This is a genomic window from Micromonospora sp. NPDC000207 (genome assembly GCF_040300925.1).
Lineage (GTDB): Bacteria > Actinomycetota > Actinomycetes > Mycobacteriales > Micromonosporaceae > Micromonospora.
Genome location: NZ_JBEPEQ010000068.1, coordinates 1 through 12093, shown reverse-complemented (window position 1 = coordinate 12093; position 12093 = coordinate 1). Strand labels below are relative to the sequence as shown.

Sequence of the window (12093 nt, the reverse complement as noted above, 5' to 3'; positions counted from 1 at the left end):
ACACCACCTCCGGGGCGGCAGACGGCGAACCTCTGCCGCCCCGGAGGCCGGATCTCAGGCGGTGGACGCCTTCCGTCGCCAGCGTCCACCGCCACCCTTCATGGCCTGCGGGGACGGCGGGGACGGCGGGTGAGGCCGAAACCGATCACCCCGGCCACAGCGGCGAGGATCCCCCCGACCGCACTCCAGATCCACCGCGACCCGAGATCGGGCACCCAGCCGAAGTCGATGTCGAACCAGCCGGAGTCGTCCGACTCGGCCGGCTGCGCCGTCGGTTCGGCGTCGAGCACGGTGCCGGCCCGGGTGTCAGGCACCAGCGGTGCCTTCAGTTCCCCGTCGTCGCGGGTGCCCGCTCCGGTCGCCCCGAGCAGGAGCTCCACCTCGATCGGCTGACCGAGGTCGGCCTCGGGCAGGTCGGTCACCGACAGCCGGAGGTAGTACGTCCCCGGGAGCGGATCCGCCGACCAGGGCTCGGCCCAGGACCGGACCTGGCGCAGCGTGCACCCGAGGGTGACGTCGGTGGTGGCGTCGACCCGGGGGGCCTGCGCCCCGTCGGTGCAGGACTGTCGGCGGCGGAGCCCGTCGAAGACCTCCACCTTCCAGGTCGACGCCCCACTGCGGGCCTTCGGGGACGACACGGTCGCGGTGACCACGTGTCGCTCGCCGGCCGCGGCCGAGAACGACCAGTACAGGTAGTCACCGACGGCGGCGTCCATCCGGACCGGTTGCCCGGCGGCGATGGGGGTGGCGGTCAGGAACGACGTACCGGCGCGGGTCACCGGCGTCGCGCCCGGCGACGGGGTGGGCGCGGCCGACGCCGGGGCCGGCAGGGTCAGCAGGGTCAGCCCGGCCAGTGTCACTGCCGCGCCGGTACGGATGATCGTGCTCTTCATCGGGTCGTGTCCCTCCAGGTGGCGAACCACCAGCGGGTCAGCAGACCGCTGACCAGCCCGGTGACCAGTCCGGCCACGGTCAACAGGATCAGCAGCACCCAGCCCCGCCCGAGGTCCGGGGCGGCGGGGGCGGGGGAGGACGCGACCACGTCGACGGTCAGCTCGACCGGCAGGCCCGGCGTGGTCCGGGTGCCCCGCTGGGGAGCGAAGGCGTTGCTCACCACCAGGCAGACGATGGTGGGCGCGACGGCGGTGGAGGCGTCCGGCTCCGGGGTCACCCCGATCGTCCGGTCCTGCGCGGCCGACCAGCGCAGACCGGCGGAGACCACGTCGGTACGGCCGCTGCCGGCGTCCACCCCACGGACCAGTTCCCGGCCGTCGCCGGTGGTGGCACGCAGCAGGACCGCGTAGTCCGGGTTGACCGGGCGGTCCAGCGCCACGCTGACCGAGGCGCGCAGCTCCTGCCCGGGGCGGACCGGCACCCGGTACCAGCGGTGCTCGGAGAACTCCTCCCGGTCGCTGTAGACCCCGGGGCCCAGCAGCGGTGCCGCGTCGCAGACCGACGTGCCGCCGACCACGGTGGGGGCCGCCGTGTACGTGTCCTCCGCCCGGTCCACCAGTTGCTTGATCCGGGTGGTCAACTCGTCGGCGCTCTGTGCTGCGGTGTAGGTACCGCCGGTGGCCGCGGCGATGCAGAGCAGCTGCCGACGGACCTTCTCGTCGGGGGCCAGGCCGAGGGTGTCGACAACCAGTTTCGTGCCCTGGGCGGCCAGTTCCCGGGCCACCTCGCAGGGGTCCGGGGGCGCGCAGGTGTCCTCACCGTCGGTGATCAGCACGATCCGCCGGACCGTCGTTCCGGTGCCGAGGTCCTTGGCCGCCTCGCGCAGTGCCAACCCGACCGGGGTGAACCCGGTGGGCCGCAGGTCCGCCACGGCGGCCTTGGCCGCCGTCCGGTTCACCGGGGCGACCGGGACGATCTGCTGGGTGTCCCGGCAGCCGCGTGCCTTGTCCTCGCCCCGGTAGGTCGCGCCGAGCACCCGGATGCCGAGCTGGGTGGTCTCGGGCAGCGCGTCGACCACCTCGTTGAAAGCCTGTTGGGCCACCGAGATCCGGCTTCGCCCGTCGATGTCCTTGGCCGCCATCGAGCCGCTGACGTCGAGCACCAACTCGACCTTGGGTGGCTCGGCGGGCTCCGCCGGTGGCTCGTTCGCGAGGGCCGGTACCGGACCGGTCAACACCGCCGCCACCAGCAGCCCGACCAGGACGGCTGTTGATCGTCTCTTGTTGATCACCGGGCGGAGTGTAGGTCGTGTCCACTTCGGAAGATGATCCGGGTGCGCTCCGGACCGACCCCCGGCCGTTGCCCGGGCGGGGATCTGACATCCTCGGCCGGGTGACCACCGGCCCGTCCCGCCACCGCCGTACCCGCCGTGGCCTCCTGCGACTGCTCCTCGCCCTCGGGGTGGTGGGGATCCTGGCCGCCGGTGCCGTGGCGCTGGTGCCCCGACTGCTCTCCCCCGGCCCGCGTCCGCTGTTCCAGATGCCGGTGGCCTGCGGCGAGACCTGGCAACTGGGCACCTATCCCGGACATGACGACTTCGACGTGGACTTCTTCCCCACCGAGGGGGAGTCGTGGGGTCGGCCGGTGCTCGCCTCGGCCGCCGGCACCGTCACGGTGGCGGGGATCAACGGGTCGCTGGGTGGGCGTACCCCGCAGGACCCGGACGGGCCACGGGGCCGGGGCGGCGGCTACTGGGTCAAGATCGATCACGGTGGCCGGTGGGAGACGCAGTACCTGCACCTGCTCGAACCGCCGCTGGTGTCCGAGGGGCAGCGGGTCGAGCAGGGCGAGCAGATCGGGCGGCTGGGCAGCACCGGCAACTCCGGTGCCCCGCACCTGCACTACGAACAGCGTCGGGGCTGGGCGAAGGTGGAGACCTGGTTCGACGGCCGGCCGTCGGGCATCACCCACGACGACGCCGAGTACACCGTCCGGATCACCAGCCGCAACTGCCCCGACTGACTGCGCCATCAGTCGGTGGGGACCCTGCCGGCCCGTTCCGTCAGGGCATCGGCTAGGAACATGACATGCCCCGCTACCTGCTCTTTCCCGGTCGCCACCACCTGCTGACCCGCTTCCAGGCCGGGTACCTGCAGCGGATCGCGACCTCCGGTGACGGCCTGGTGACCGACGCGGACGACCCGGTAACCGTGGTGTGGGCGGTCACCTCGGCGAACCACGAGAACACCAGGCGCAACCCGGTCCCGTACCACCGGCGGGAGGCGGCGATCGAGCGGTTCAGCGTCCTCACCGGTCTGCGGTCGGTGGTCGTACCGGTCTTCGACACCACCCCCACCGACCGGTTCGCCGAGGTGACCGTGAAGACGGTGGCGGCGGCCACCGGGTTGGAGCTGACCCCGGCCGACACCGTTGTCGCCTGCTCCACGCCCGAGGTCGCCGCCATGTACGAGGGGCTCGGCTTCGCCATCGCCGGGGTGGAGGCCGAGGTCGAGCCGACGCCCGCCCGGCCGTGGGACGTGCTGCTGCGGCTGGCCGCCGACGACCCGTCGTGGCGGGACCTGGCCCACCCGGCGACAGTCGACCTGTACGCCCGCTACCGGCTCGACGACCTGGTCCGCTCGGTGGTCAACGACCCGGTGGTGGGCGACGAGGGCGGGCTGACCGCCACCCGCGACTACCGGACGTACGCCGAGGCGTTCGCGGGGGCCGCCCAGCGCAAGTGGGACACCGTACGCGAACACGTCCGGCCGGGCCGGATCGTGGACATCGGCTGCGGGGCCGGCGCGGTGCTGGAACTCGCCGACCGGGAACCGGCCCTGCGGGAGAGCGACCTGATCGGTGTCGAGGTCGCCCGGCACCTCCACGAGGAGTGTGTGCACAAGAAGGCGCAGGGGTTCTTCGCCAACCCGAACGTGTTCTTCTACCGTCGCAACGTCCTCGGCGGGGCGGTCTTCGCCCCCCGCTCGGTCGACACCACCATGACCTTCGCGTTGACCCACGAGATCTGGTCGTACGGCGAGCAGATGGTCTCCCTGCGCCGGTTCGTCCAGGCCATCTACGACCACACGGTGCCCGGTGGGGTCTGGATCAACAGTGACGTGTGCGGGCCGGACGGGCGGGACCGGACGGTCCGCCTACGGTTGGACACCACCGACGGGGTCGACCCCGGTCGGCCCCGTACCGACCTGGCGGCGGCGGAGCCGGCGGAGGCCGCCGCGTACGTCGCCGGATTGTCCACCCGGGCCCGGCTGGACCAGTTCGCGGTGGACCACCGGTTCGCGTTCGACCACCGCCCGGTGGCCGACGGGGTGGTGGAGTTGACCCTCGGTGCGGCGATGGACTTCCTGACCCGCAAGGACTACACGGACAACTGGCTGTCGGAGACCCAGGAACAGTTCTGTGGCCTGGAGTACGCCGACTGGAAGGGCCTGCTGACCGACGTCGGTTTCGAGGTCGACCCGGTGAGCACGGCGATCCGTAACGACTGGATCGTCACCAACCGACTCGCCCCGGTAGCCGCCCTCACCACCCCGGCCGGGGACCCGGTGGACTGGCCCGTCACACATGTCCTGCTGGTGGCCCGCCGCCCGCTCAACACCTGAGGTCACCGGGGACGGGGACAGGGTCGGCGGCCCTGACCTCGTGCCGACGGACCAGCGCCACCATCGCCGTACCGACAGCCATCAGCACCGCCGAGGCGAGCAGGGCCACCGCACCGTTGACCCGCAGCACCAGCAGGGCCGAGATCAACGCGCCGAGCCCCATCGTGACGATCGCCCCGACCCGGCGGGCCCAGGCCGCCCCCTCGCCGCCTGCCGCCCGGCTGTCGGCGGAGAGGTTCACCATCGTCATCGTCACCACGACAGTGGAGAGGTCCCGGATGCCGATGTGCCGGACCGCCGCCGCCTGGGCCCCCAGCACCAGGGCCAGCAGTCCGGTGACGAACAGCATGGCAACGGTCCCCGGGTCACCGGTGACCAGCCAGATCCCGGCCAGGACGAAGGTGAGCACGGTGTTGACGACCAGGATCACCAGCGCCGACCGGGGCAGCTTCGCCGGCCCGGCCGCACCCCGGGTGAACCGGGCCGCCAGGACCGCGCCGAGCATGAACGCGAGCAGGGCCACCAGGTTGTTGAGCACCGGCAGGTCGGTGACGCCGCCCAGGCCGAACCCGATGAACAGCACGTTCCCGGTCATGTTGCCGGTGAAGACCTGATCCAGGGCGAGGAAGCTGACCCCGTCGATCGCTCCCGTCGCCACCGTCAGCATCAGCAGCGACGCGTCGTACTTCTTGGTCATGACCCTTCCGAGGGGCTCGTCGGCGGACGGGATCCGCCCCACCCGCGACGACCGTGCCGGGAGCGGTGCGGCGGGGGACTCCGCCGTGACGCAGAGCGGGCAGGGCGAGCGTGCCGACGCCTCGTGAGCTCTGGCATCCGCTCGCCCCGCGCCGAGTTTACGCAGGTCGGACAGGGGCCGGGGGCAGGGCGCACCCGCCCTTGTGGCCCAGGTCACCGCTGCCGTCCGGTCTCGTCACCGCTGCGGTCCGGTCCGGCCACCGCTGCGGTCCGGTCTCGTCACCGCTGCCGTCCGGTCCGGTCACCCGGGTGGCGGGGCGAGCCAGAGCAGCGGCACACCGCTCAGGAGCATCACCGGCAGACAGCGCAACGCCCGGCGGATGTGCCGGTGTTTGGCCAACGCGATCTCGGCGACCGTCGCGGTGTGTTGCCAGGCCTGGGCGCAGAGCTGTGCGGCGGTCTGGGCCCCGACGGGCTGACCGGCGGGGCGTACCGAGGGGAACGCGAAGCGGTTCTCCGGGCCCGGCGGCGACAGGCGGGGACGGACGGTCTGGAAAAGGAACGTCCCACCCGCGACGGTGGCGGCGGTGAACACCGCCAGCGCCGTCCAGGCCGCCACTGTCGCCCACGAGGTGGGTCCGTCGCCGAGGACGAGCCGACGCACAGTGTCGCCGGTGGTGGTCGCCACCAGCGCCAGGAGTCCGGTGTGCACGGCGATGAGCATCCCGGCCTTCGCGTCGGCCTGCTGGATGGCGGTCTGGAAGGAGGCGGTGACGTTCATGGCGACCTGGAGGTCCTCGAACGGCGTGAGTGTCCGCTCCGGCTGGACCGGCTGGTCCGGGCCGGGATCGGGACGGTGCAGGGTGTGCAGCGCCCGAAGGACGAGGGGTGGCATCCGCATGCGCTCAGGGAACCCGACATCACGGGTACGGACCCCATCAGACGATGGCGTCCGAGGCGAAGAAGAGCGCCTCGGCGTACTCGCGGGCGAGGCGGGCGTGTCGGCGTACGACGCCGTCGTGGGCGTCCTCGTGTCCCCGCCACCGTAGGATCTCCCGATCCGCCGCCGCCCGGATCCCTCCCGGCGACGCCCCGGGAACCCGCAGGCAGGACCCGGGGTCCGTGCCGGTGGCGAGCGCGACGAGGGCGCTCTCGTCCTCCGGTGGCAGCCACAACCGGTTCCCGGCCAGGTCCGTCAACGCCGCCCCGAGGGCCACCTGCCGAAGCTGCGGGGTACGGGCCACCGCCCGCACCTGCGCGCGCAGCTCGGCCAGCGCCGCCGCACCACGGGTGTCGGCCTGCGGTACCCGCAGACGGGACAGCGCGTCGAGGGCGGTGGCGGCCCGCAACCGGTCGGCCCGGTCGACGAACCGGTGCCGGATCTCGGCGAGCAGGCCGTCCAGCCCCGACAGTCGACGCAGGTGCGCCCGGAGGGCGACGGCACCGAGGGCGGGAGGTCCCGGCAGGGCGGCCACCTCCCGCAGGCCGTACATTCCCAGCAGCGCCAGCAGGTGGACGCGGGCCGCCCGGTCGATCGGGAGGGCCGTCCCGGACAGGAACGTGTCGTACGAGTAGAGCAGGGCCTCGCGGGTCGGCCCGTCGAGTCGACGAAGGGTGTGCACCTGCCGGGCGTGTTCCTCGGTGAACTCCCCGCAGACCGCCGTCTCGGCCAGCAGCCCGTGGAGTGGTGTCACGGTGGCCACCAGCCCCCGCATCCGTCTCGCACAGGACTCGGCGAGGCGGCGCGCGTCGGACCACGGGTCCCGGCCGGTGCCGAGTTCGTCGATGCGACTGAGCACTCCCAGCGCCGTCCCGGCGGTCCACCGACCGGTCGCCGTGCCTCGCAACGCCCGCAGCGCCTCCCTGTCGCCCTGCCCGGGGTGGGGCATGACGTAGAGCAGGGCGTCCGCCCCGGCGAGGGCGGTCATCGACACCCCGTCGAGGCCGGTGAGGGAGTCCAGGCCCGGGGTGTCGACCAGGACGTGGCTGTCGGCGAGCCGGTCGTTGACCGCCTCCACCACGATCTCCGTGATCGACTCCCTGGGTGCACCGAGCTCCGCCACGGTCTCGGGAACCCCACCACCCCGCCGCGCCGGCACGGTTCGGCTCGTCCCGTCGCAGAGTCGTACCTCGACGCGGTTCTGCGGCCCGGCGCGGAACCGGGCGACGACAGTCGTGCACTCGGTGGTGGCGGTCGCCGCCAGGGACTGGCCGAGCACGGCGTTGACGAGCGTGGACTTCCCGGCCTTGAGCCGACCGCCGACCCCGATCCGCAGCACCGGCTCGGCGAGCCGCCGGGCCACCACGTCGAGCGCCGTGGCGGCCGGGCCGGGCGACAGGGCCGGGCGGGTCCGGGTACACAGCTCCCGGATCCGACCCGACAGGTCAGGGTGCACCGCCGAGGTCCCCCTCCAGCCGTACCCGAAGCTCCGCGCCCCGGCCGGAGAGGGCGGTGAGCCGGTCGACCCGGTCCTGGAGCTCGGCCCGTCGCTTCTCCACCCGGCGGTCGTCGGCGGCCACCAGGTGCTCCTGCTCGGTCAGTTCCGCAGTCAGCTGCGCCCGTTCGGCGGTGAGCTGGGCGGTGACGTGCGCGACGAGGGACCTGCCTACCAGGTCGACCACCCGTCGGATCTCGACCGGCACCTCCACCCCGAGGTCGGAGACGACCCGGGCGACGTGGCGGGTCACGTCGGCCACCGACCGGGTGGTCTGGTCCCGACGCAACCTGTTGAACATGGCCTCCCCGGTGACGAGGACCCCCACCATCAGGGGGATCACCACGCCTCCGGTGACCACGGCGAGCAGGGTCGCTGTCAGAGCCCCGGTCCGGTACGAGCCGGAGAGGCGTTCCAGGTGGTCGATGGCGGAGCGGTTGTCCTGCCTGCCGACGACCATCGCGGGAAGCCGACGTAGCCGCTCCGGAAGGACCAGGTCGGTGCCGGCAGTCTCCGGTCCCGGCGTACCGAGGCCCTGGGTGATCTCGTCGAGCACCCCCCGGACGGCCTTGCTCGTCTCGGTCTCCAGGTCCGCCCAGAGGGCGCGGACGGCGGCCTCCATCTCGGTCGGGATGTCCTTGAGCTCCCGTGGTTCGGCCTCGGCGATCCGCTTGTCCATCAGGGCGCGCAGATCGGAGAGGCTGCGCTGGAAGCCGAGTTGGAGACGTTCCCCCAGCTCTCTGCTCCGGGTCCGGACCGTGGCCCGCCAGGCGGCGCCGCTGGACTCCAGCGCCGCGAGCTGCCGGGTCAGGTCGGCGACCTCGGCCTCCACGCCCGGGTCCCGGCCGAGCCGGCGTAGCAGCCGCGAGGACCTGGCGACGACTCCGTCCACCTCGTTGCCGGCGACGTGGAGCGCGTTGCCCAGCCGGACCTGGGACCCCCGGGCCGCCGCGTCGGTCAGGGCGGTGACCAGGTCGGGGAGGCCGCTGTCACGCCGGCGCTCGCGGGCGGTGTCGTGCTCCCCCCGCTTCTCGGCCTCGACGCCGTCCCACCACCGGACGCTGCTGACCGGGAACCATGGCGCGGTCACGAACCGGGGGGCGTGTTCGGCGAGGAGTTCCCGGTTGCGTTCCAGGGTTCGCGGCCAGTTCGGGTGCTTGTCGGTCTGGGCCAGGACGAAGAGCACAGTGGCGATCCGTTCGGTCGCCTCGGTGAGGAACCGCAGCTCCGAGGCGGTCATCTCACTGGCCCCACTGGTCACGAAGACGAGCAGGTCCGCCCGGTCGAGCGCGGTCATGGTGAGCCGGGCGTGCCCGGAGTCCAGCCCACCGACACCGGGGGTGTCGATCAGTTCGAGCCCGCCGGTCAGGACATCGGCGGGGTGGTCGACGGTCACGGCGACGACGTCCGGGTGACGGGGTTGCCGGGCCTCGGGGTCGACGGCCGCGTACGCTGACAGTTCGGTCAGCTCGATCGGCTGCGGTTCGGTGGCGTCCCGGAACCAGGCCAGGGCCGACGGTTTGGGTGCGTGACGCACGGCGACGTGGACTCTCGTGGCGACGTCGACATCCTCGGGTAGCAGGCCGTCCACGCCGAGTAGCGCGTTGATCAGCGAACTCTTGCCGCGCTTCTGCTCGCCCACCACCATGGCGCTGGTGTGGTCGCCGACCAGTCGACCGGTCGCCGCCCGCATCGCCGTCCGGGACGCCTCGGACACCTCCTCCCCGAGGGCCTCGGTCACGTCGGCGCAGTACCGTGCCACAGCCGGTCCGAGGGGGTGCAGGTCGGACGGGGGACTGGTGCTCATCGCTCTTCTCCTCTCGTACGCCCACCGAACTCCTCCTCGGTGAAGAACTCGTCCATCGGGACGGCCTCGACCGGCGGTCGGGACGACACCCGCCCCACCGCCGGGTCTGCTCCTCCGGCTCGACGCAGCGCCGTCGGGAGGTCCGGTGTCCCGGCCCGGGAGGCGGTCTCCTGGTGGGCACCCCGGTAGTGGACGGTGGTGTCACCCAACTGCTCCACCTTCGACCGCTTCGACCCGTCCGACCGGGCGGTGCCGGACGTCGAGGGGCGGAGGCGGTCGGCGATCCAACCCAGTCCGGGGATTCGGTGGATGACGTGGCGACGCCCGCCGGTCTCCGACCCGGTGGCCTCCTCGGCCTGCTGGATCTGCCCGACCTGCTCCTCGTGGTCCTCGACGGTGGACCGTGGGTCGGCGGCCGGTTCGGTGGGGGTCGGGTGGCGGTGTGGTTCGGGGACGTCCCCGGCGTAGACGTGGGTGACGCCGTCGAGCAGGACGTTACGACGGTGGTCCCCCGCCACGACGAGGACGGCCGGACCGCCACCCCGCCGTACCGCCTCCCAACCGGCGTCGGCGTGCCCGGCCGGGAGCAGCCACACGGTCCCCCTCGGTGCCGGTGCCGGTGCCGGGACGGCGGGTGCCGTCGCCTCCGGGGTAACGAACGAGGGTGGGTCGGTGACCCATCCGGGCAGGTCGGGTGTGCTCTCGTGGGGCGTGTGGAGGGTCCGGGCCGGGCGGTCCCAGTCGATCCGCAGCCAGTCGTGGTACGTCGTCCGGGTCCAGTCCCGCCACCGGTCGCGCCACGCCGCCAGGGGTGGGATCTGCGCTGCCGCCCGGACCGGTCCGAACCACCCGACGAAGGTGTACAGCCGCCGTCCGGCCTGCTCGCCGAACTCCGTCCCGAGTTCGGTGGCCCGGCAGGCGACACCGACGAGGACCCCGCCGTCGACCTGCGCCAGGGCGAATCGGGGGCCGTCGTCGATCCGCCTGCCGTTGTTGACAGTGGCGTGTACGACGTCGGTCAACCAGTCCACCCCGGTCAGTCCGGTCGGGACGGCCCGCCACCAGGCGTCGGCGTGCCGGGTCCGGCCGAAGACGACAGGTGACCAGTCCGGGGTCGGGTGATCGGTCACGGCCCCTCGATCCGGTCGCCGGCCAGGTACTTGGTGACCACTCCGTCGCGGATGACGGGAAGGTTCCCGACCCGGGCCCGAAGCCGGTCGGCGAGCGAGACGAACTCCTGGTACGCCCGACGTCGACCGTCGAGGTCGGTGCCGGCCGCGTCGAGCTTCCGTTCCTGGACGCCGATCTCCTCCGCGTTCCAGAGCCGGCGGAAGAAGCCCTTGCGTGCCTCGTCGAGCCGGGTCGACCTGGTCAGGTGGTCGTCCTCGGCGTCGCGCAGCTCCCGCCCCTGGTCGAGCAGCGCCTGGTCGTGGAGGCTGCGCAGGGAGAAGGCCAGGGGACGATCCACCCCCTGGGGTCGGACGGCCCCCTCGTAGAGCTGCGGGTCTTTCCGGGTGCCCAGCTCGCCGACGGTGACCGGGCAGATCAGGGTGGTCACCCCCGGGCCGAACAGGGTGCTGAGCGGCTCGCGGAGCAGGCCGGGGATCCGCCGTAGCGCCGTCCGCCGGTCCATTCCGGGGATGTCGTCCAGGAGGTCCATCTTGGTGATCAGGACGACGAAGGAGGGGAGGACCGACTCGTCCTGCTCCCGGCGGTCGTCGACGGCCCGTAGGAGGTGCTCGTGGATGCGCTGGAGTTCCAGGATCCGGTCCGGAGGCGTCCCCTCCGGTCGGCCCAGCCAGGTGGCCAGGTCCTCCCCGTCGAGGACGATGTAGATGCTCTGGGAGACGGCCAGCCGTTCCCGGAGCGGGCGGACGTCGTTCTCGCTCTGACGCCCCCGCAGCGCCCCGCCCCGGAAGTCCTGGAGCACGATCCGGGCGAGCCTGTCGAAACCCTCCTTGAAGTGGAACTCGTAGGTGATCGGGTGGTCGTCGGAGGGTTCCGGGGTCTTCACCCCCTGGGTCAGGTCATCCCAGGTGTCCATCAGGTCGAGCCCGACGTCCGGATCGACGGCGAGCAGGTAGTAGCCGTCGACACCGGCGGCGAGGGTGGCGTACATCGCGTGCAGGAACACCGTCTTCCCTGATCTCGACGGGCCCAACATGGTGATGTCGACAGTGGGGATGTCCGGCATTGTGGAGTCCTTCAACATCGTCGAGGGTCAGAAGCGTTGGACGTGGGTGAGCAGGTCACCGAGGCGCTCGGCCGGCTCGACCAGGGGGCGGATCCGGGCCGTCTCGCCCCGGTCGGCCCCGGGTGTCGCAGCTCCCGGGGTGGCCAGCTCCAACGCCCGGTTGAGGATTCCGAGGTGGAGCATCCAGAGCGCCGGAACCCGTACCCCGATCGCGAGGGGGCCGCAGCTGACCAGCATGAACGCGCCCTGGACGTGCAGCGTGCGGGAGACCGCATCCATGATCGGCGCGAACGGCTCCCGGAGTCGGGCCCGTACCGCCGGGGTGTGGAAGTCCACCAGGTCGGCCTTCGTCACCACGATGGCCAGCGGGGTCAGCCGCTCCCGGCGGGCGTCCAACGCCCGGTGCAGCAGCCCGGTGAGGGCGGCCACCTGCCGGGGTGCGGC

At 72.6% G+C, this 12093-nt stretch carries 11 protein-coding genes; 2 read left to right on the top strand and 9 right to left on the bottom strand.

Going from position 1 to position 12093, the window contains the following annotated elements:
- Nucleotides 1-98: 98 nt before the first annotated feature.
- The gene (locus ABT336_RS17580) at nt 99-893 is read right to left on the bottom strand and encodes a peptidase (protein ID WP_350897672.1); all 795 of its coding nucleotides are present in this window, start codon (nt 891-893) and stop codon (nt 99-101) included.
- Nucleotides 890-2185, bottom strand: a complete 1296-nt coding sequence (locus ABT336_RS17575) for a VWA domain-containing protein (protein ID WP_350897671.1) — start codon at nt 2183-2185, stop codon at nt 890-892. Before ABT336_RS17575 ends, ABT336_RS17580 begins: the two co-directional genes overlap by 4 nt.
- Nucleotides 2186-2286: 101 nt before the next feature.
- Here ABT336_RS17575 and ABT336_RS17570 point away from each other — a divergent pair, with 101 nt between their 5' ends.
- A complete protein-coding gene (locus tag ABT336_RS17570; RefSeq protein ID WP_350897670.1) occupies nt 2287-2916 on the top strand; it encodes a M23 family metallopeptidase in 630 nt (209 codons plus the stop codon).
- 65 nt (nt 2917-2981) lie between these two features.
- Entirely contained in the window at nt 2982-4517 is a 1536-nt protein-coding gene (locus ABT336_RS17565; protein WP_350897669.1) for a class I SAM-dependent methyltransferase, read from the top strand.
- Here the strand turns inward: ABT336_RS17565 and ABT336_RS17560 are convergent.
- The 7 genes from ABT336_RS17560 to ABT336_RS17530 form a co-directional block, all read right to left on the bottom strand.
- Nucleotides 4507-5214: a YoaK family protein gene (locus tag ABT336_RS17560; RefSeq protein WP_350897668.1), complete on the bottom strand. Its 708-nt coding sequence runs from the start codon at nt 5212-5214 to the stop codon at nt 4507-4509. The genes ABT336_RS17565 and ABT336_RS17560 overlap by 11 nt on opposite strands.
- Before the next feature lie 300 nt (nt 5215-5514).
- Nucleotides 5515-6114, bottom strand: a complete 600-nt coding sequence (locus ABT336_RS17555; protein WP_350897667.1) for a Pycsar system effector family protein — start codon at nt 6112-6114, stop codon at nt 5515-5517.
- Nucleotides 6115-6151: 37 nt separating this feature from the next.
- Nucleotides 6152-7609: a dynamin family protein gene (locus tag ABT336_RS17550; protein WP_350897666.1), complete on the bottom strand. Its 1458-nt coding sequence runs from the start codon at nt 7607-7609 to the stop codon at nt 6152-6154.
- Nucleotides 7599-9455, bottom strand: coding sequence for a dynamin family protein (locus ABT336_RS17545; protein ID WP_350897665.1), 1857 nt, complete (start codon nt 9453-9455; stop codon nt 7599-7601). Before ABT336_RS17545 ends, ABT336_RS17550 begins: the two co-directional genes overlap by 11 nt.
- A complete protein-coding gene (locus tag ABT336_RS17540) occupies nt 9452-10585 on the bottom strand; it encodes a hypothetical protein (protein ID WP_350897664.1) in 1134 nt (377 codons plus the stop codon). Before ABT336_RS17540 ends, ABT336_RS17545 begins: the two co-directional genes overlap by 4 nt.
- The gene (locus tag ABT336_RS17535; RefSeq protein ID WP_350897663.1) at nt 10582-11649 is read right to left on the bottom strand and encodes a hypothetical protein; all 1068 of its coding nucleotides are present in this window, start codon (nt 11647-11649) and stop codon (nt 10582-10584) included. Before ABT336_RS17535 ends, ABT336_RS17540 begins: the two co-directional genes overlap by 4 nt.
- A 27-nt stretch (nt 11650-11676) precedes the next feature.
- A partial coding sequence (locus ABT336_RS17530; RefSeq protein ID WP_350897662.1) for a hypothetical protein occupies nt 11677-12093 on the bottom strand: 417 nt, incomplete at its 5' end.